17 protein-coding genes are annotated in these 21,105 nt (G+C 41.2%); 9 read left to right on the top strand and 8 right to left on the bottom strand.

Going from position 1 to position 21,105, the window contains the following annotated elements; all coding sequences use genetic code 11:
• Nucleotides 1–3: 3 nt before the first annotated feature.
• Entirely contained in the window at nt 4–2,832 is a 2,829-nt protein-coding gene (locus DI077_RS08520) for an adenylate/guanylate cyclase domain-containing protein (protein WP_109019728.1), read from the bottom strand.
• 50 nt (nt 2,833–2,882) lie between these two features.
• Here DI077_RS08520 and DI077_RS08515 point away from each other — a divergent pair, with 50 nt between their 5' ends.
• On the top strand, nt 2,883–3,653 hold the full coding sequence (locus tag DI077_RS08515; protein ID WP_109019727.1) for an exodeoxyribonuclease III: 771 nt from the start codon (nt 2,883–2,885) through the stop codon (nt 3,651–3,653).
• A gap of 32 nt (nt 3,654–3,685) precedes the next feature.
• On the top strand, nt 3,686–4,663 hold the full coding sequence (locus tag DI077_RS08510; protein ID WP_109019973.1) for an LEA/WHy family protein: 978 nt from the start codon (nt 3,686–3,688) through the stop codon (nt 4,661–4,663).
• A gap of 16 nt (nt 4,664–4,679) precedes the next feature.
• Here the strand turns inward: DI077_RS08510 and DI077_RS08505 are convergent, their stop codons facing one another.
• Nucleotides 4,680–5,312 (bottom strand): LA_2219 family laminin/E-cadherin/plasminogen-binding protein, encoded by a 633-nt coding sequence (locus DI077_RS08505; RefSeq protein WP_109019726.1) that lies wholly within the window; start codon nt 5,310–5,312, stop codon nt 4,680–4,682.
• Nucleotides 5,313–5,369: 57 nt separating this feature from the next.
• The gene (mgtE, locus tag DI077_RS08500; protein WP_109019725.1) at nt 5,370–6,773 is read right to left on the bottom strand and encodes a magnesium transporter; all 1,404 of its coding nucleotides are present in this window, start codon (nt 6,771–6,773) and stop codon (nt 5,370–5,372) included.
• Nucleotides 6,774–6,835: 62 nt separating this feature from the next.
• Here mgtE and DI077_RS08495 point away from each other — a divergent pair, with 62 nt between their 5' ends.
• From DI077_RS08495 to DI077_RS08485, 3 genes are read left to right on the top strand one after another with little or no spacing between them, the layout of a single operon-like run.
• Nucleotides 6,836–7,528: a hypothetical protein gene (locus DI077_RS08495; protein WP_109019724.1), complete on the top strand. Its 693-nt coding sequence runs from the start codon at nt 6,836–6,838 to the stop codon at nt 7,526–7,528.
• A 1-nt stretch (nt 7,529) separates the two neighbouring features.
• Nucleotides 7,530–8,573, top strand: coding sequence for an OmpA/MotB family protein (locus tag DI077_RS08490; RefSeq protein WP_109019723.1), 1,044 nt, complete (start codon nt 7,530–7,532; stop codon nt 8,571–8,573).
• Nucleotides 8,570–9,535 carry a cation diffusion facilitator family transporter gene (locus DI077_RS08485; RefSeq protein ID WP_109019722.1) on the top strand — a complete coding sequence of 322 codons (966 nt, stop codon included), beginning with the start codon at nt 8,570–8,572 and terminating at the stop codon, nt 9,533–9,535. Before DI077_RS08490 ends, DI077_RS08485 begins: the two co-directional genes overlap by 4 nt.
• Here the strand turns inward: DI077_RS08485 and DI077_RS08480 are convergent.
• Nucleotides 9,532–10,503, bottom strand: a complete 972-nt coding sequence (locus DI077_RS08480; protein WP_109019721.1) for an acyl-CoA/acyl-ACP dehydrogenase — start codon at nt 10,501–10,503, stop codon at nt 9,532–9,534. The two genes, DI077_RS08485 and DI077_RS08480, sit on opposite strands and share 4 nt — an antisense overlap.
• The gene (gene uvrA / locus DI077_RS08475; RefSeq protein ID WP_167837122.1) at nt 10,500–13,439 is read right to left on the bottom strand and encodes an excinuclease ABC subunit UvrA; all 2,940 of its coding nucleotides are present in this window, start codon (nt 13,437–13,439) and stop codon (nt 10,500–10,502) included. The genes DI077_RS08480 and uvrA overlap by 4 nt, the downstream gene beginning before the upstream one ends.
• Before the next feature lie 218 nt (nt 13,440–13,657).
• Between uvrA and DI077_RS08470 the strand changes: the two genes are divergently transcribed.
• Nucleotides 13,658–15,175, top strand: a complete 1,518-nt coding sequence (locus tag DI077_RS08470) for a S49 family peptidase (RefSeq protein WP_242935425.1) — start codon at nt 13,658–13,660, stop codon at nt 15,173–15,175.
• Nucleotides 15,176–15,181: 6 nt separating this feature from the next.
• Here DI077_RS08470 and DI077_RS08465 read toward each other — a convergent pair whose 3' ends face one another.
• A complete protein-coding gene (locus DI077_RS08465; RefSeq protein ID WP_109019720.1) occupies nt 15,182–16,198 on the bottom strand; it encodes an L-threonylcarbamoyladenylate synthase in 1,017 nt (338 codons plus the stop codon).
• A gap of 4 nt (nt 16,199–16,202) precedes the next feature.
• Nucleotides 16,203–17,792, bottom strand: a complete 1,590-nt coding sequence (locus DI077_RS08460) for a glycosyl hydrolase family 18 protein (RefSeq protein ID WP_242935424.1) — start codon at nt 17,790–17,792, stop codon at nt 16,203–16,205.
• A gap of 164 nt (nt 17,793–17,956) precedes the next feature.
• Here DI077_RS08460 and DI077_RS08455 point away from each other — a divergent pair, with 164 nt between their 5' ends.
• Both DI077_RS08455 and DI077_RS08450 read left to right on the top strand, forming a co-directional pair.
• Nucleotides 17,957–18,667 (top strand): queuosine precursor transporter, encoded by a 711-nt coding sequence (locus DI077_RS08455; protein ID WP_109019718.1) that lies wholly within the window; start codon nt 17,957–17,959, stop codon nt 18,665–18,667.
• Nucleotides 18,668–18,679: 12 nt separating this feature from the next.
• Nucleotides 18,680–19,453 carry a glycerophosphodiester phosphodiesterase gene (locus DI077_RS08450; RefSeq protein WP_109019717.1) on the top strand — a complete coding sequence of 258 codons (774 nt, stop codon included), beginning with the start codon at nt 18,680–18,682 and terminating at the stop codon, nt 19,451–19,453.
• 15 nt (nt 19,454–19,468) lie between these two features.
• On the opposite strand, the gene DI077_RS08445 is transcribed toward DI077_RS08450, so the two are convergent.
• On the bottom strand, nt 19,469–19,825 hold the full coding sequence (locus DI077_RS08445) for a hypothetical protein (RefSeq protein ID WP_109019716.1): 357 nt from the start codon (nt 19,823–19,825) through the stop codon (nt 19,469–19,471).
• A 212-nt stretch (nt 19,826–20,037) separates the two neighbouring features.
• Here DI077_RS08445 and DI077_RS08440 point away from each other — a divergent pair, with 212 nt between their 5' ends.
• Nucleotides 20,038–21,042, top strand: a complete 1,005-nt coding sequence (locus DI077_RS08440) for a cytochrome-c peroxidase (RefSeq protein WP_109019971.1) — start codon at nt 20,038–20,040, stop codon at nt 21,040–21,042.
• Nucleotides 21,043–21,105 lie beyond the last annotated feature (63 nt).

Here is a 21,105-nt window from a genome sequence, read left to right as displayed (position 1 = left end):
CCCCTATTTGTGGGTTCTTGTAAATACGCCGTCCCAATCCTTTCCGGGAGAGGAGAGTTTGTATTCCAAACACCTTTCTATAATTAAATGAGAAGCTTTGTCTTTTTTGCCTTTCGCCTTCTCCGCATTTTCAAATAAGGAAATCGCCTTGTCCCAATCCTGGTTTAGGTAAGCCGTAAAACCGGATTCGTACAATTCTCCTGCCTCTATTATATTTGGACTTACCTCGGATCTAAAGCCGATGAGTTCGTGGATTTTTACGGGCTCATTTTTTCCTTTTACCCGAACTAAATCCAGATAGCGGGAGAACATTTCCGTCTCTGTAGCTTGTTTTACGGAATCACTGATCAATATATTGACTCCGTAATCCTTTCCTGCCGCTTCCAAACGGGCTGCGAGGTTGACAGTGTCTCCCATCATTGTGTAGGAAGCTAGTGCGTCCGTTCCCATAAATCCGACTTTCGCAAGACCGGAATTCAATCCGATCCGACAATCCATCGCTTGCGCTTCTTTGGAATACAAATCGTTCTTGGTCCAATATTCCCGCAAATCCGCAAGCTTAGCAATCATTTCCACACTGGCGCGGGCTGCTTTCAATTCATGTTCCGGAACAAGAACAGGAGCATTGAAAATTCCCACGATCGCGTCCCCGATGTATTTGTCCAAAACTCCATCGTGGCGTTTTAGGATGAGTGTCATCGCAGAAAGATATTCATTGAGAAGTGCCGCAAGGTCTGCGGATTTCAGCTGTTCGGAAATCGTCGAAAAACCTGCAATATCGGAAAAAAAGGCAGTGATGCTTGCTTCGGAACCTCGTTTCAATGCGGCGAGATCCACCATAGCTTCCTGAACCACGACAGGATCGATCATGCTACCCAAGATACTTTTTACTTTTTCCCTTTCTTCCAGACCATGCCCCATTTCCACAAAGTATTGAGTGAGCATTCCCACCTCATCCTTGGTAGTCGGTTTGATTCCCACGCGGAAATTTCCTTTTGCAATTTCCAAAGTAGCGGATAACAATTGTAAAATGGGTTTGGTGATCGTTTTTGAAAAGAAGAATACGGCAAGAATCGCGGAACAAAGACCGATTCCCATGATATAAAGATTTTTTCTTTGGATATCATATACGTCTTCGAACGCCTTATCCTCGGAGACGATTGTAATCACTCCCGCATCCGCAAGTCCTATCTTTTGAAAGGAACCCAGAAAGGGGGACTTTAATTCAGGATCGATATAACTACTTTGTGCTTTATTAGCCGCACTCGTTAACATGGTGCGAACAATCGGCATGGATGATAAATCGGTAGCAGCTAACACCAAATCTTCTTTCGGGTGGGCGATAACAATTCCCTTTCCGTTTACCATAAATACGGTCTGAATTCCTTTTTTCTCAAAAGCACTGATGATTTTGTCAAGTTTGACAATCATCACCAAAATATTGTCCAGTTGACCGTTTTCGGAAGCAGGTATTGCAATGGCAAACGAAGGTTCCTGAAAGCCCGGACTGGAATTCAATAAGATGGGTTGGCCGTTGAATGCTTCCGCCAACGCATCCTTATTACGGACAACTACATTCTGAAAGTCTTCTTCCGTAAGTGAGGATTGTTTCAATTCTTCTTCATTGAACACATGTTTTTTGAGAACCAACGAATCGCCTTGTTTCTCAAAAATCCCCAGATAGATGAACTCCTTATCACTTTCAAAGAATGTACGAATCAGTAACTTTCTTTGGTCTTCCGGTAGTCCTTGTGAAGTAAGTGTCGTTGCGATCTGGCGACCCTTTACTACAACGCTGAGCACATCATCCTTTACTTTCAAACCCACGATTTCCGCCAATTCCAAGTTATTCGCCCGAAGGGACAATTCGGTAGATCGTTTGAAAAAGAAAGATGCTAATATAATAATAGTGGATACTGATAAGATAAACAGAAGGGAAATCACTCCCATCATTTTTACCTGAATGGAAAATTTGGACTTGGGAGGTTCTTCCGTAAGTGTTGGAACGGGGGCGGTTTCTTCCTTTTCTTCAGGAATAGAGGTCCCGTTATTGGATTGAGTTTCCATTTCGACCGGCTCTGTTGCCGGTGGTTCCGGAACTGCGACCACTTCCTTTGCTTCCACAATTTCGATGTTAGTCGGTTTAGGTGCTTCGATTTCCTGGGAAGATTGTTCTTCCAAAGACTCTCTTTCCAAAGAGGACACTGAGATTGAGATGGGTTCCGGAATAGAAACAACCTCTTCTATCTTTTTCTCAAGAACGATCGTTTTGGCTGTAAAAGTTTCCGGTTTCGGCCTTACTTCTTTCACAAGATGAGAACCGATGATTGTAATCGGAGGAGAGTTTTTGGTTTGAAGATTCTTTTTGGAAAAAGGTTTTTTTGCGTCTTTTGAAAACTCTTCTAACAAGAGATAGTTTTCTCCGATCAGTCCGAATTGTTTTGCTACTGATTCCCAAGATAGATTTTGGTTGGAAGAAAGTAGGATTTTTGCAAATTGCAGGCGGGCATTCTCTTCCTCATCTGCGGATATCAAAACCGTAATGGTTTTGTTTTCCAAAGTCGCGGCCCAAACATCGCTTAAATCCTTCACTGCTTCAGGATCATTGGAAAGATAAAACGGGTATTCTATGTATTGGCAATAACTTGGTATTCCCCAAAGAGGACCGCCAAACCTATATTCCTTTCCAATCGTCAAACTTCTCGACTGAAAGAAAAGATAAGTTCCGTCTGCCCAGTTCCAAGTCTCTAAACTTTGCGGGGCTCTGTCCCAAACCAGAAAACGTATTTCTGACTTGGCAAGGAAGGGAATATCGGGAGAAATTTCTAGCATACCTGTTTTAATATCGACTATTTAGTGATTATTTTCGATTCCATTTCTATATGAAATTTCTTACGTTAAATTGCAACGGAATTCGTTCTGCCACCTCAAAAGGATTGGTAGATTTGATTAAAAAAGAGAAACCCGACATCTTTGCATTCCAAGAAACAAAAGCACCTCTTTCGGAAATAGAAAAAGAACATTGGACAAAGCTCGGTTATAAAGCATATTGCTGTGTTGCGGAGAAACCTGGATACAGTGGCGTAGCGATCTTCGCTAAGCCTGAGCCAAAAAAGAGTGATATTGGCTATGGTGATGGAATTTTTCTTTCCGAAGGAAGATCCGTATTATTAGAATTTTCTGATTTTTATTTTTGGAATCTTTACTTTCCCTCCGGTACAAGCGGTGAAGAAAGACAAGCGATCAAATATATTTTTTTGGATCGGGTGGTTGAGTTAACAAAAGATTTACAAAAAAAGAAAAAACCTCTTCTGATTTGCGGAGATGTAAACATCGCGCACACTGAGATCGACATCCACAATCCGAAAGGAAATGAAAAAAACAGCGGGTTCTTGCCGGAGGAACGTAAGTGGATGACGGACTTTCTTTCCCTGGGAATGATCGATTGTTTTCGAAAATTGCATCCGGAGAAAAAGGATCTTTATTCCTGGTGGACCTATCGTTTTCAAGCGAGGAAAAATAATAAGGGATGGAGGATCGATTATTTTCTGGGTTCTAAAAAACTGGAATCATTACTTAAATCAGCTAAGATCGTAACGGAACCTGCGGTATCGGATCATGCACCCGTAGTGCTCGAAATTCAATTCACTTGACAACCGGATTTTCAGGTGGAAGTTTTGAAGTCATGAAACAACTCATTGTCTGCATTTTCACCTTCACTATAGTCAATTGTTCCGTATTGGGGGTATTGAAAGATAAGGTTCCAAAACCCGAATTTAGTTTTGAGTCCTTGAATATCAAGGAAATTACACTAACGGACATTACACTCAACATGGTAACTTCCGTGGAAAATCCGTATCCTCTCAGTTTACCTAAATCCCTTTTGGAAATGGATTTGAATATAGAAGGAACGAAACTTTCCCATATCTCCACCGACCTCGGGGCCATCGAATCAAAAAAAACAAAAGACCTTTCTTTTGAAATCAAAATCAAATACGAAGACATAGTGAAACTCTATCAAAAGATTCCCGGCAAAGCGCTTCTTACCGTAGGCATCGACGGAAACTTAAAAGTTCCTCTACCTTCCTCGCTTGCGATGGTAGGACAGGATTCAATCAGCTTTCCTTTCCAAAAGCAAAGAGAGATTCCCGCAGTCCTTCCTTCCGTAGATATTAAAAATTTCAAAATTCTAATTCCTACAAAAGACCAAATCACATCCTCAGCTAACACATCTACGGTGGCAAATACTGCGATCAGTTTTTTGGACGGTCTACTTTCCGGAAAATCCAAAACCCAAGCGGCCCAGTCCGCAGCAAGCGCCGGACTTTCCAATCTGGATTTAAAACTCAATACGGAATTTGATTTGAATTTCCAGAACAAAGCCGCATCCGAACTACTTTTCCAGGATTTGAATTATGATCTGAAGTTAGGTGGAGAAAAATTTCTGAACGGAACTCCGAAAGAAATCATCAATAACGGAAAGGAATCGATCGTAAAAGTGAATACCGCCTTTCCGGTGAATACGATCAGCTCCGGACTTTACAAAACCATTCAATCCAAAACGGCTGGGTTTGACTTGAACGGCGGCTCAGGATTGCAAGTACCGGGACTGGGAGAAACGATGAAATTCAATTACGCAAAAAACGGAAAGTTCAGCTGGTAAGTTTTTAAAACCGGACCTATTTCTTTTTCTGTAACATTTGTTTAATTTCGTCTCTGGATTTGCTGGCAAACAAACGAATCTGATAGGTTACTAAAAATTTAGTAACCGTAGGCAAACCGTCTTTTGACAGATGTTCGTAATTCCAACGGGAGGCATCGTTTTGAATGATCTTGGCTATATCATTGATCCTAGGAACTCTTCTATCAAATGCAATTGCTTCCAATTTTCCCGTATTGGTATTGAGACCGATGGATACATAACCATCGTCTACAAAACTGATCAGATCGAATTTTTTTAGTTCTTCTTTTGCAAGCTCATCTCCGCCGGGATCGGGTTTCCTTTGGATTTTGTCCGTAGACCGGATTTGGCGGACTTGGTAACTGTCTGACGCCAGATACACTCGGAAAAGTTCATTCGGCATTTCCGATTTCTTTTGGAAAAAAGGAAGCTCCGAGGTTGAATTGGGAACCGCTTCCCCTCTTTCATTGAGAATCACTTCTCCTTCTCCACCGGGAGGAGGAAGTATATCACCCACCGGAATGATAACGGGATTTGAGTTCGCATTTTCAGAATTAGTTGTAGTTTTACAAAGAAAAAATGAGAAAGAGCAAACTAGAAGAAGTACGCAGAACAAAAAACGAGAATTCATTATTTTAGAATGTTTGCCCACCCTGGAGTGAGTGGCAAGAATTTTACAGAAAGAATATTATACAAGATATTTGGCAAGTAGCGTGGCAAGGCCCAAAAAGAAGAAAAATCCGCATACATCCGTCGAAGCCGTCACAAAGATGGAAGACGCAATGGCCGGATCGATTCTAACTGCTTTCAGTAAAATAGGAACCAATGATCCTATGAGTGAGGCGACTAACATATTTACAAGCATTGCAGACCCTACTACAAAACCTAAAACCATATTCCCCTTCACCAGATAAATCATCACACCCGTAATCGTTCCCAGAACAAGTCCGTTGATGCAACCGATGATCACTTCCTTATTGACCGCATCCCACCAATTGGAAAATGTCAGATCTCCTGTGGCGATATTCCGGATAACAACAGTTACCGATTGTGTACCCGCGTTTCCTCCGAGTCCAGCTACAATCGGCATTAGCGTTGCAAGTACTACGATTCTTGCAATGGTATCCTCAAAATAAGCAACCACGGTGGAGGAAATAAATGCAGTGAGTAAATTCACATTGAGCCAGATGATTCTTCTTTTTACGGATTGTAAAATCGGAGTGGCGAGTCTTTCGTCTTCCGAAACCCCGGCCATTCTCAAAATATCTTCGGAAGCTTCTTCCTCGACAATTTCAAGTACATCATCCAAAGTGATCCGGCCGATGATTCTTCCCAGGTCGTCGACTACGGCGGCGCTGACAAGATCGTATTTCTTAAAGGAATTGGCTACCTCTTCCTGATCCGTATCATAATGAAAAGAGTAAACCGAATAATTGGTTATCTTTGCGATCTTTGTATTGATCGGTGTAAGAAATAACGTCTTGAGAGGAATAAATCCTTTTAATACTCCGTCTTCGTCGGTAATATAAATTTGATAAATATCTTCGATTTCTTTCGCTTTTTTTCTTAGATTGATGATCCCCTTCCTGACATTGTCACCTAACTTTGCAGTAGCGAAGTCCTTGGACATTAGTCTTCCGGCGCTGGATTCTCTAAATCCCAACTGGGATCTGATTTCAAAGGAGTCCGATTTGTTCAATCGTGACAACACTTGATCTCGTTTTTCGGGTGTTAGGTAAGAAAGAAGATAAGTGGTTTCATCCGTCTCATTGAACTGGATGGTCTTGGAAATTTCCTCAATGGAAAGTTCTTCCAAAAACTTTTGCAAGTCTTCGTCTTCCATTTTGATCAAAGTATAAGATTGTTCTTCGGAAGAAAGAAGGCGGAACAGATAAAGAGACTCTTCTGTTTCCAGATCCCGAAACAAAGTGGCGATGTCGGCGGGGTGTGCCCCCTCCAACATTGTTTTCAAATGGGAGTTTGCCTGGTTTTGGATTTCAAGTCGAAGGGAATCCAAAAACTCGTTATAGGATTCGCTTTCACGGTCAATTTTGGTGCGAAATAAGGTCTCTTTTCTTGCTTCTTCTTCCATATCGCCGTTTTTCCTATATTTTACAATTGACTATTATGTCACCTAAAAGCTAGTCTTTGCTTATGTCTTCCCCCTTTCGACTTTTCTATGTGACCATTTTTGTCCTAGTTGTTTTTTCCAGGTGCGCCCTTTTTGAACCGAAACTTACAACCGTTCCGGACCCTCTGGTTCGGGAAGAAGTCATGAATGAAGAGCAGAAAAATGCCTCGAAAGTATTAAAACAAAAAGTGGTAGCTCTTAAAAACGAAGTCAGTTCCCAAAAGAAAACGAACGAACTCACATCTCAATCCATCAAAATTTCCAAATCCAAAATTTTAAAACATTCCGCTGTTTCCTCCCTACTCAGGGAAAAAGAAAAACTCGCCTTATTGAAAGACGACAGCCAAGGCGCCAAACGATACTTAGATGAAGCACAAAGTTCCGATCTGGAAAAATCCAAAGAAGAAACAAGACTACTTGTTTGGATCCAAAAAGAAAAAGAAGACACCGCTTATCTTGCCATGAAGGAATCTTTGTTGTCCGAATCCATCGCGGAACTGGAACTGGTTCGTGCGGAGATCGCAGTTAAATTTCAGGAATCTCAAGGCAAAACCCCGAAAGACGAAGACTTTATCAAAAAACAAACTTTCGAATCTCAGTATGGAAACAGAAAAACGGAGACGAGAAAAAAGACGGCGGATTGGGAAAGAGTCAAAAACGAAGCTCAGAAACTCCCTAAAGTAAATATTGAAGATACATTGGAAGATGCAAAGTAAAATGTACAATCGACTACTTCAAACAAAATGTTTGCTGGTATTATTATTATTCCCTGCAAGTCTATTGGCGGATTGGATTTACTTTCCGATTGAATACAACCAACTTTACAAAGAAAAATACGCTTTGGAATTGGAATTGCAGGATCTTCGCAAACAATACGAAAACGATCTGGCATTGCATGAAGAAGAGAAAAAAGAACTTCAATCCAAGCTCAGAAACCTGACGGAAGATCTGGAGCTGGAAAAAAGAAATCGCGCCAAAGACAAAGAAGACTACGGAGATAAAATGCGTGATTACGATATCCGCATACGTGGTCTGGAGAAAAAAGGAACGGATAAGGAAAAAGAAATTTCCGATGATGCCAGAAGAAGAGAAGAAAAAGACAAAAAGGAAATAGATTCTCTCAAGAAAAAACTGGAAGACCAGGAGAGAGCCTGCCTTCAGAAGGAACAAGCGTTACGCGATTCATACGAATCCAAGACGGACGAATTCAAGGAACGTATCCGTAATCTGGAAAATGAAATCAATAATCTGAAACAATTGACTAAAAATCAAAAAAGAGAATTGGATCGTCTCTCGGAACAGGCAAAAGAACTGGAAGAAAAACTTTCCAAAGAGATCCTGTCCGGTCAGATCCGGTTGAAACGATTTCATAATAAATTGGTAATCAATATTGATGATAAGATTTCTTTCGATAGCGGATCTGCGGAATTGAAACCTGCCATCCTTCCCGCCATAGATAAAATCAAGGAAATCCTGGCTTCCTACCCTGAAAATTATATCAATATCGAAGGCCATACGGATAATGTTCCGATCAAAACAAAATTCAGAAACAACTGGCATCTTTCCACGGAACGGGCATTAGCTGTACTTGATCATATCCTCACAAATAAAAACCTAAACCCCAAAAATTTTTCCGCAGCCGGATTTAGCGAATACCAACCCATTGTTCCTAATTCCACGAAGGAAAACAAAGCTCTCAACCGCCGCGTGGACATTGTAGTCGTTCCCAGAGCTCTCGGAAACCAAAACCCACAAGAATGAAAAGCGAAGGATTTGAATTAACCCATGCGAAAGGTAAAAAAAGAAGGAAGTTGCTTACTTTTTTAGGGATCTCCGGAGTCCTCTCCCTTTCCATATTTTTCATAGAATGGTTCGGCTCGAAAGAAAGCGGGAGTCTTGCTTTGTTTGCAGATGCGGGTCATATTGCAACGGATGTATTTGCTCATGTCATTTCTTTTTCGGCAATTTTTATTTCCGGCAAAAAACCGAGTAAAAAATTCCCTTTCGGATTTCATCGGTTCGAAGTATTGGCTGCACTTGCCAACGGACTCTTGCTTGTAGGAATCGCCATTTTCATACTTTATGAAAGTTACGGAAGGATCATAAGTTCCACACCGATCCATGTGGAATCTATGCTTCTTTATTCCGTCATAGGACTGATTATCAATTTTATTTCGGCGGGTTTGTTATTTCGGGTCAGCAAAGAAAGTCTGAACCTAAAATCTGCATATTTACATGTGTTAAGCGACTTACTCGGAACGGTTGCGGTTGTGATCGGTGCGATCATCATCCATCTAACCGAATATACCGCAATCGACAGCATACTCAGTCTACTCATTGCGATCTTTATTCTAAAGACATCCGTATCTGTTGTAAGAGAAAGTCTTGAAATTCTTTTGGAAGCGGAGCCTCCGGATTTCGAAAAAGAACATCTGATTGAACACCTATTGGCATTCCAGGGAGTGAGAGAGGTGACAAAAGTCCAGGTCAGAAAATTGACTTCAGGCATCTATTCTTTGGAATTGCAATTACTCGTAAAAGAAGATGCGGATAGAGATTCGATTACCCTCCAGGTTCATACTCTTTCCAAATCCCATTTTGGCGTACAATTTGTACATGTGGAACTTATTTCGGAAAAGATAAAATCAAAATTGGATTCCGTGGCCATTCAGGAAAAAGAACATCATATAGGACATAGTCATCACGGCCACCACCATCATTAGCCGGATTTCTTTTTTTTAGTAAGAAAACGTGTTACGGAATCTTCCCAAATAAATAAGGCGAAGTCAGGATGAATCTTTGGCAATTCTGCAGAAGCTGTTAGTCCGTAATACTTGGAAAGAGATTCCAGTAAGGTTTGAATGGGAAAAGGAAATATAGCTTCCAGTTTTGAAAAATAATTGGATACAATCAGATCTTTTGCATTTTCATTTCTCCAAAAATGGAGCTTGTCCCATTCGCTTTGAATGATTTCTGGAAGACTTTGCGGAAACATTTTTAAAACAAATCCGAGTAGTAATGAAACGAGTCCGAATAATTCTTTCAATCGCAGTTCAAGACCGATCGATTTGTAATCGGTGATCACCAAATCTTCCTTTGTTAAAGGGTAATTTTCCAAACTGATCTTCAAATGATTCACAAGACTCGCAAATGCGGTTTTGATCTCTTCGGTTTGGATGGTTTCTTTATGCTTTGATATATCCACGGAATAAACCGAAAAACTTTCCTTCTCAGGCAATACCCAAAGTATGCAATCGGCGGAAACTCCGTTTGTAATAAAAGATTTTGTTCCTGTTAGATGGTAAGAATCGGAAAGACAGGACTTTATATTTTTCAGTTGGCCTTCCCATTTCGGTTCGGATACACCCGTCGCAACGATGAAATCGGTAGAACGGATTTTTTCCAAGAGCTCTTTGCCTTTACCGGTTTCGGAATGCAACAAAACTCCCCCCGCTACATTGATTTCCACCATAATGGAAAGCGCCAAATTGATTCCATCTTCCAAAAGAACCAATTCCTGAAGACAATTTTGAAACTTCAAATAAGACCCGGGAATTTCAAAATCTTCCAACACCTGATAAATGCCTGACTCTAGTAGTAAATGCTTTCTATCTTTATAAAAAGAATGGAGTATCTCCCGATCCTTCATTCCATTTAATTTTTGTTTGGTGGATTCCAAAATCAGGCTCACTTCTTTTTCTTAACCTTCTTCGGAGAAGCTACTTTTTTATCGGAACCGGAACTTACTATTTCCGTTTTCAAAGCTGCGGCGGCAGGTTTCGGAAATTTTTTATCGAAACTTTTTTCCTCCGCCAATACTTTCTTCAAATACTGTCCGGTAAATGATTCGGAGACAAGAGCCACTTCTTCCGGTTTTCCTTCCGCAATCACCCGTCCGCCTCCTTCTCCCCCTTCCGGACCGATGTCAATCAAATGATCGGCTGCTTTGATCACATCTAAGTTGTGTTCGATGATGATCATGGAGTTTCCCTTATCCACAAGGGTTTGCAATACCTGAAGTAATTTTTCTATATCACTGAAATGAAGTCCTGTCGTCGGCTCATCCAGTATGTATAAAGTTTTTCCGGTAGGTCGTTTGGAGAGTTCGGTGGAAAGTTTGATCCTTTGCGCTTCTCCTCCCGAGAAAGTCGTTGCTGCTTGTCCGTGTTTGATGTATCCGAGACCCACATCCACAAGTGTTTCCAGTTTTCGTTTGATGGAAGGAATGTTTTCGAAAAACACGACTCCTTCTTCCACTGTCATATCCAAAATATCGGAGATATTTTTTCCCTTGTACTTAACTTCCAAAGTTTCACGATTGTATCTTTTGCCTTTGCAGACTTCGCATTCCACATAGATATCGGGAAGAAAATGCATCTCAATCTTTAGGATTCCGTCCCCTTCACATTTTTCACATCTTCCTCCCGCCACATTGAAACTGAATCTTCCCGGGCCGTAACCTCTGACCTTCGCCTCTTCCAGTCCGCTGAAAAGTTCCCTTACATGATTAAACAAACCTGTGTAAGTTGCCGGATTGGATCGGGGAGTTCTACCGATTGCGGACTGATCGATGTTGATCACCTTATCTAGATGTTCTTTTCCTTGGATTTTTTTATGTTTTCCGGGAACAAGTTTGGATCCGTTGATGGAAGACGCCAACTCTTTGTACAATATCTCGTTGATGAGAGTCGACTTACCCGAACCGGAAACTCCTGTGATCACAGTGATCGTTCCCAAAGGAATCGAAACATCGATGTTCTTTAGATTGTTATGCGTAGCTCCCAGAATTTTTAAAAACTTTCCATTTCCGGTGCGTCTTTCCGTCGGCATAGGGATGCGTTTTTCGCCGGTCAGATATTTCCCTGTCATAGAATGAGGATCTTTTTTAATTTGTTCCGGAGTTCCGAAAGATACGATCTCTCCTCCGTGAACACCCGCACCAGGACCCATATCCACGATAAAATCCGCTTCTTCCATGGTTTCCTTATCGTGTTCTACAACAAGAACCGTGTTACCCAGGTTACGTAAACCCTTCAGAGTATTGACTAGTTTCGTATTGTCCCTCTGGTGGAGTCCGATGGAAGGTTCGTCCAAAATGTACAGAACGCCCATTAAGCGAGAACCGATTTGAGTAGCGAGTCTGATCCTTTGCGCCTCTCCTCCGGATAAGGTTCCTGCAGAGCGGCTTAAATTCAAATACCCGACTCCCACATCATAAAGAAAACTAAGTCTCTGCAATATCTCTTTTAAGATGGGTTTACTGATGATTTCATCCGCACCGGTCCATTTACTTTCTTTGGTAAATGCGAGCGCCTTGCCGATGGAAAAACTAGTATACTGGTCGATTCCTATTCCTTGGACTTTAACGCCCAACGCTTCCGGGCGAAGTCTTTTTCCTTTACAAACATGACAATCATGGTTTGTCATAAAAGATTCAAACCATTGCCTCATGGAATCGGATTTTGTTTCCCTGTATCTTCTTTTCAGATTGGGAATGATCCCTTCGAAATTCCGTGAAAACTCATAATGCGAATTGGCTCCCCGAAAATCATAATCTATCTGGATGGATTCATCTCCGTAAAAGATAATGTCTTTGATTTTTTGGGGAATGTCCTTCCAGGCGGTATTCAAACTGAATTTGAGTTTTTTGGAAATGGCGGTAACTGTCGCCATATACCAATAGGAATTGGATTTTGATCCTCCCCAAGCTTCGATACAACCTTCCGCAAGAGATGCGTTTTCGTCGGTAACAAGAAGCTGTTCGTCAAACTCAAGTATGGCGCCAAGTCCATCACATTCCGAACATGCCCCGAAAGGAGAATTGAAAGAAAAAAGACGCGGAGTAAGCTCCGGAATGGATACATCATCACATTTCGGACAGGATAATTTCTGAGAATAGAGATGGTCTTTTTCACCGTCTTCTACAATCAGAATTCCATCTGATGTTCGTAAGGCGGTTTCTACGGAATCCGTAAGTCTGGATTGGATCCCCGGTTTCATTACGATCCGGTCGACCACTACTTCGATGTCCGCTTTGAAATTTTTCTTCAGAGGGATTTCATCTTCCAAAGAATAGATTTCTCCGTTCACACGAACCCTGTTGAATCCGTCTTTTTTGAATTTTTCCAAAACTTCCCGATGTTCCCCTTTTTTGCCTTGGATGACGGGAGCTAGGATTTGTAGTTTGGTTCCTTCCGGAAACAAATTGATCCGATCTGTGATTTGATCGATCGAGAGAGAAGAAATCAAAGTTCCGCATTTGGGACAATGCGGTTTTCCTACACGGGCATACAATAATCTAAGATAATCATAGATCTCTGTGACAGTTCCCACTGTGGAACGAGGATTTCTATGAGTTGTTTTTTGTTCTATCGAGATGGCAGGAGAAAGCCCTTCGATCAGATCCACTTCCGGTTTTTCCATTTGCCCGAGGAACTGCCTCGCATAACTGGAAAGTGATTCCACATAACGCCTTTGACCTTCCGCATAGATGGTGTCAAAAGCCAATGAAGATTTGCCTGAACCGGAAAGTCCGGTGACAACGATTAATTTGTCACGAGGAATGTCCAGATTTACGTTTTTAAGATTATGTTCCCGAGCGCCGCGAATACGAATGAAAGAATCCACATCTTACAGATTGTTTTCCTCTTTCATTCTGGAAAGAATTTTAAGAGATGGAACTCAAGAGGAAACCCAGATTGTTGCGATATTTTTTTCTTATCCTTTTTTCCCCGATCCGCGTCCTATACTACTTTTACCTACGTCTAAGCCTTTTTTTACAGAGAAAAAAAACAACTCTCTCTCTGGAGTTTCCCAGTTTCTTCGAAACCGCAAATAAATCCTTTTTGGTCCGCAAATTTCAAGGAAAAGAAACAACTCTTACCCGATTGGATTTTTTAACCGGTTTGCGCTCCCTAGGCAAAGTTCCCTACCTGAAAACCCTGAAGATTTATCTACCTCCTATGGATTGGAGCCTTTCCGAATTTTGGGAAGTGAAAGAAGAGCTGAATCGTCTGAAATCAGGAGGAGTCTCTATTCAAGGTTATGCGAAGGAGGGAGGACTAGGAACACTACTTCTTCTTTCCGCCTGTTCCGAACGATATGCCGGAAAAGATTCCGAATTTCACATCCAGTTGCCTTCCGCAGAAACCGCATTTTACGGTGATTTTTTAAAGGCATGGGGTATTGAAGTGGAAGCATTTGCAAGCGGTCCTTTCAAATCTTTCGCGGAAAGCTTCACCCGAAACGGTTTCTCCAAAGACGCACGTAAAAACACGGAAGATCTGATTTTAAACCTGCAAAACATTCTACTAACAAGCCTTAGTTTAGACGGGAAGCTGAAAAAAGAACTATTTTACAAACCGATTCAAACTGCGGAAGGATTCAGATCGATCGGATTTATAGATTCCATTCTGACGGAAAAAGAATTTCTACCCGACGACGAACCCAGATTAAACGAAACTATAGGTTATCATTTTCATAAACTACGCAGTTTTTCACTGCTTCCCAAAAAAGCAAAACTCATCGCAGTCGTACCTTTGGAAGGAGGAATTGTGGGGGGAGATTATTCCAAGAAAGAAAGAGAGATAGGAAAAATATCCGCTTATTCAACGATTGCCCTATTACGGGAGTTAAAGGAAGACAAATCGGTATCTTGCGTTGTTTTGGAAATCAGTTCTCCCGGTGGTTCCGCATTTCATTCGGAACTCATTCACCAGGAAATTCTCAATCTGAAAGAATCAAAACCTGTATTAGCCTACTTCAAAGATGTTGCCGCTTCAGGCGGTTATTATATCGCAAGTGCTGCGGAATCCATTACCGCTTCCGAGGTATGCATTACAGGTTCCATCGGTGCAGTGATGGTGCGTGCCAACTTGAAGAAATTATACAACAGAGCCAAAGTGAAAAAGGAATCTGTAGGTTTTTATCCGTATAGAGACATTCTTTCGGAATATACCCCTCTCGGAAAAGAGTCGGTTCGTTATCTGCAAGAAGAAATCAAAAGAATCGAATCTCAGTTTTATGCAAGAGTGATCGAAGGAAGAAAAATAGAACCGGAAAAAATGAAAACCCTCGGAGGCGGAAGAGTCTATCTACCGAATGTTGAAAACAAAATAGTAGATAAGTTAGGTGGTATTCTGGATGTTTTGGAATCCATCAAGGATAAGTTTCCCAAAACAAGATTTGCCGTTTCCTACGAACTTCCCGAATACGATTTCAGATCGGAACTTCCTTCTTTCGGTGGTTTGCATCTGAAACAAATGCTTGGAGAAATAACCGGGATGGAGATTTTTTTGCAGAACGGATGGATGAATCGGGATCTGTATCTCTCTTCCGTTCGGATACGTTGGAAAAACCGTTAAAGAAAACTATTTGTTTCTCGCCTTCTCCAGACGGTTCATAAGTGCATATTGATCCGGACCGTCTTTTGGGATTTCACAATAACAGATATCCAAATTCAATTTGTCAGCATCCACAAAAAAGGAATAAAGTTCTTTCATATAATCTTCGTTTGTCGAAAGGATTCTATCCCATTTATGAATCGGAGAAAAACCGAAACCGATAAATCCGATTTTTTTCCGGGAAAAAACAGATTCCAAACCGCTTATGTTTGCCGGTTGGTTTCTGGAAACCAGATCCGCAAATTCTTCTTTATTTAGCAAAACTACTTTTGCCTCGGGAGAATAATGCCTGTATTTCATTCCGGGACTTTCCGGAACGAGTTCCACCTGGTCTTTGAGTTTATCCGAAGAAAGAATCTCCGAAGAAGGTAACACCAAACGCGGAATAACACTTCGCAAATCGATTTCCGAAATTTTACCGGGGCGAAGCAAAACAGGATTCGGTTTTGTCATATCCACTACTGTGGATTCGATTCCTATCTCGGGATCGTCCGCAATTAAGATTCCATCCACAAGATTTTGAAAACATTCGATGACATCTTCCCTTCGGGTAAAGGAAGGTTTTCCCGATAGATTCGCCGAAGGCGCGGAGATAGGAACACCCGATGCTTCGATCAATTTCCTTGCAGCAGGATGGGAAGGGATTCGCACAGCAATTGTTTTGCGATCAGGAGGAAAGATGGAATCGTTTTGTTTCTCCAAAACAAGTGTGAGAGGGCCCGGAGAAAAAGTTTCGAAGAGAAGGAGCGACTCTTTGGAAAGGACGCAATATCTACGAATCTGGTCTATACTTGCAAAATGAGCAATGAGAGGATTGTCAACGGGGCGGTTTTTGATCCAGTAGATGCGACGGCAGGCGTCAAAATTCAAACTGGAAGCACCGATTCCATAGACGGTTTCGGTGGGAAAAACGACCACTCCCCCTCTTTCAATGATTTTTCCCAAAAGGATCGGATCATCGGAAAGAACGGCAGTGGGTTTCATGAATTTAATTCACGGCTGTTTTTTTAATCGTTTTTTCTTTAATCTTTGTTAGTTTGATTTGTTTTTCTTCCGCAACGACTTTTTTGGAAGAATCATCCAATTCTTTGTCAGATATTTTCTCCACGGCGGGAAGTTTGCCTTGAACAAGTAAGCTCAGGTATTCGTTGATTTCAGGATCATTGTCCGTTACCAATTGCCAGAAAGAAAATCCTCCCAGATCATATTTGCGGAGCAAGGTCATTTTTTCTTCGAACGCTTTTCTGTTCATATAAAAAGCAACACGATCGCATCCACCGCTAGTATACCAGAGAGAAGGATCTTCGTAAGCGCGGTTTTTGTGAATGTCGGCAAACTTCGATAAGTTGCGCCAAGACCCCATTTTGTTTTCGGATGTAAGAATCTGATTGATATCCGTCGGTTGGTGTTTTTTATGAGCTCCGCTTCGGATTCTCTGAGCATCCGAATGGTAAATTGCTTTGGCGGAAGATTTGCAATTCAATGCCCAATCATATCCGTAAGTAGGAATCGCCATATAAAGTTTGGATGTAGGAACTCTTTTTTTAGCGTAAGTGATGATGTCTTTCAACCAAACATTCGGAGCTTGCGGTCCGGGGCCGGGGTTGTGGTATTTTCTGGGATGTAGTTCATAAGCCATGATTTTGACACGATCCGCATGTTTGGCAAGGAACGCATAATCATGAGTTGTCGGTCCTCTCCAATTTTCACGGAAGTCCAATTGAATCGGCTTGGAGAGTCCCTTGCAATTGAGATCTTTTTTCTTATCGGAAGGAGTTTTCGGGTGAACCGCAACGGAAAGAAGTTTTCCTTTTTTATGAACTTCGCGTGCAAGTAGTACGAAAAAATCTTCGAACTTTTCCTTTTTATCGCAGCTCATTCCTTCGTAATCAATATCGATTCCATCGTAACCGTAAGTTTCAATCTCATTCACGATGATCTGAATGTGTTTGTCACGAATATCTGTTCTTCCGCCCATTCCGATATTTTCCTGGATCTTTTCTTTCGGGTTTTCCCAACGGAAAATAGTAGGAATGATTTTTACTTTCGGATTGAGTTGGCGTAGTTCTGCGACTCTTTCTTTTCTGGCAGTCTGTGACCAGGAAGAAATCAATTCACCGTTATTGGAAAGTCCGCCACGCATCGTATAGATAAACGGATGGATTTCATTATAAAGATGAACCGTCTTCCGCATTGCGCTCCAATCGGTCGACCAGGCGGATGCACGAAAAGATACATTTTCATCTATGGAGAAATCGGGAGGAACTTCTTCCTTTGTAATTTCTTCCAAAACGGAAGTCGGTTTTTCTTCCTTTATTTCCGTAGAATTGGATTCGGAAGACTCATTTCCCTCGGATGAGGTTTCAACGGAGTTTTGTGCAACTTCTTCGGATTTTCCAAAGGGAGATTGGTTTTTTAAAGAAAGGGAAATTCCCCCTTCCTTTGCCATCAGGTTCATTCCCAAGTAAAAGGAGAACGCGGATAAAAATACCCAAGAGGCAAATAAAAATGTATATTTCGCTTTCGGGGAAAAAGAGGTCGATTTTCGTTTTGGTTCGGACGTTGGTTCTGATTGCATTTCGGACATGGATTTATTCTTACTTATTGTATCGTGTGTTTAAAAAAAAGAGTAGAGTATAAAATCTGATTGGTGGTTCAATCGTTGATTGTATCCATATTTTGTAAGGAGTCCCGCCCTTCTAGCGTAAATTTATTTATCACTGGAATTTCAGGAAATGTTCTATGCCCTATTTAAGCAATAAACCGGTTGTACTGTATGTGTTATTATTAAGTCTTTTTCTTACCTTCCTACTTATGGCGGAATTAACAGGAAGTAAATTATTTACCGCATTCGGATTCACTATGACGATGGGTGTGATTCCTTTTCCCGTTACGTTTATCATTACCGATTTATTAAATGAATACTTCGGAAGAAAAGTAGTAAGAACGACTACCATCATAGGTATGGTGATGATCAGTTTGGCTTATGTTTTAATCGTTGTGGACATGCAAATTCCCGCAAACCCGGACTCTCCCATCAGTGATTCTGCATTCAATACCGTCTTTGCCAATTCGGGACTAGTCATCATCGGTTCGGTTGTGGCTTACCTGATCGGTCAATTTATTGATATACAGGTATTTCATTTTTTACGCAAAAAAACCAAAGGCAAACATATCTGGCTTCGTGCCACAGGTTCCACAATTTTATCACAATTGATCGATTCTTATGTTGTTATCTTTATCGCACTCGGAAAATACCATGCGGTTTCAAAACTGGTTTCCATTTCCAACACAAACTTCTTATACAAGTTAGGTGTTGCCATTCTGATCACTCCTTTGCTTTACCTGGTTCATATGTACATTGACCGTTATTTGGGAGAAAACCTGAAAAAAGAACTAACCAGTGCAGCCATGGAAGAAACCGGAAAGGAAAATACGATTCAACCTGCCTAAACGGTATACACGATGAAACATATACCCAGAAAAAAGGAACTGAAAGAACTACTCCGTACCGGAATTGCCAATATGGGGCACAGAGGCGCCCGAGGGCTTTTTCCGGAAAACACATTCGTCTCCTTTAGAAAGTCTTATCCTTTCACAAAATACTTCGAACTCGACACTATGTTATGCGGCTCCGGGGAACTTGTGGTCATCCACGACGAAACGATAGACCGTACAACCAACGGAAAGGGAAAAGTATCGAATTTGAGTTTGGCAGAAATTCAAAAATACGATGCAGGTTCTTTTTTTTCCAAAGAATTTGCAGGAGAACGGATCTCCACATTACAAGAATTAATCGAAAATATGCCGAATGATACAGTCTTTGATATTGAAGTGAAATCCGAAGGATTGGAAGAAGAAAGAATTCGTCTTGCAGAGGCACTTGTTCCTTTGATTCGAAATTTAAATATCAAAAATAGAATTTTTATCTCTTCTTTCGATTCCCATCTTTTGGAGAAAGTAAAATTAAAAGATCCGGGTTTGTTACGGGGACAACTTCTGGACAAAGAATGGGACGAATCCCTTTGGGAACTTTCCGAACCTGATCTGATTTTACCTCACCATAGTTCCGTTAACGTGGAATGGGTAGCAAATCTATCGAAAAAGGATCTGATAGTAATTCCATATACTGTGAATGAAGAAAAGGATTGGATACGTTTGATCGATGCGGGTGTATCAGGAATCATTACAGACCGTCCGGATCTTTTGAAGGTATTTTTAGAATCCCGAAAAAATTAAAAAACTTTTTCTAATTTATGAAATTTTGGAATTCGATTTTCGATAAATCCAAATCCTGTTCCCCCATGGATCAAGATAGGCCGTATAACTTTGATTTATCGCGGGCAATGCCCAGGTTTCATATTTTTCTTCTTTAAACTCATCCAAAGAAAGTTCAGAATCTTCCTCCACTTCCAAAGTGATCGTACCAGGATCCACATTGCACCCCGGTTTCCTTCTGGAAAATACGATTTTGACTCCTTCCTTCGTACATAATTCAGAGTGTCCTTCCGATTCTACAATCGAATCCCAACCAAACAAACGCTTGTAAAAAGAAGAGGAGACTCTAGTGTCTTCTCCTCCGAACAAATTTACGGAATAAAAACGGATCATAAAAATACTGCTTACTGTTTACATACTAAAAAACTCATCCAGTGAAAATGAAACCAAAATCGTCGACCTCTGCAAATTTATATGAGCTATTTCGGCGGAATCTCTTTAGTCAAGATATTGCAAATTCTTGCCAAGCATCTTGATTTTTTAGTTGAATCCTTGTAAAAATATGATAGTAGTGACTGATTCTTTCGGGGGTAGTAGTGCAAATTATTGACAAGATTCAGTTTTTTTCCGTTATCATTTTGAGTTTCTTTCTCATTCAATGCAAAGGGTTCAAGTCAAATCAAGACAACTTGGTCACTCCAAGCGAAGTGACTAGCCCTACTACCAACCCGATCACTCCCGAAAAGATCGCTCTAGGAAAAATGTTGTTCTTCGATCCTAGACTTTCCGGCTCCAATTGGATCAGTTGCGCCACATGCCACAATCCGAGCCTAGGATGGTCCGATGGTTTACCCAAAGGGCTCGGTCATGGAATGCAGAAATTAGGCCGCAACTCTCCTACAATCATCAACGCCGGTTTCGGTGCTCTGCAATTTTGGGACGGACGCGCTCCTTCTTTGGAAGAACAAGCCAAAGGACCGATTCAATCTCCGGGAGAAATGAATCAAAATCCCGAGGAGCTTGTAAAAGAATTAAAAAAGATTCCCGCCTATGTTGATTTGTTTGATAAAACATTTCCAAAAGAAGGTTTGACCTTTGATACGATTGCAAATGCGATTGCAAGCTTCGAAAGAACCGTCGTCTCCAAGAACTCTCCTTTCGACAAATGGAGGTCAGGCGATGCAACGGCAGTGAACGACTCGGCCAAAAGAGGTTTCGATTTGTTCAATAGCAAAGCAAAATGTATACTATGTCATCAGGGATTCAACTTCAGTGATAACGGATTTCATAACATAGGTTTGAAAGAAGAAGAAGGAGTGGTGGATGTGGGGAGGTTCGAGCATCTGCCGATTAAAATATTAAAAGGTGCATTTAAAACGCCCACTTTGAGAGATATTACACTTTCCGGACCGTATATGCATAACGGGATGTACAATAGTTTGGAAGAAGTCGTCGAACATTACGACCGGGGCGGAGACAATAAAGAAAACTTAAGTCCGAATATTTCTCCTCTCGGATTATCCGAAGAAGAAAAAAAAGATCTGGTTGCCTTTATGAAAACCCTTACGGGCGATCCAATTACCATTTTGGTACCTAGGTTGCCTCAATGATAAGCTTAAGTTTGTCTTTAAAGTAAAAATAATAAGGAATCAGAATATGAAATCAATCTCAAT

It is taken from the genome of Leptospira kobayashii, from assembly GCF_003114835.2.
Lineage (GTDB): Bacteria > Spirochaetota > Leptospiria > Leptospirales > Leptospiraceae > Leptospira_A > Leptospira_A kobayashii.
Note: the sequence above shows the minus strand (reverse complement) of the source record. Positions and strands in the feature narration are given on the sequence as shown.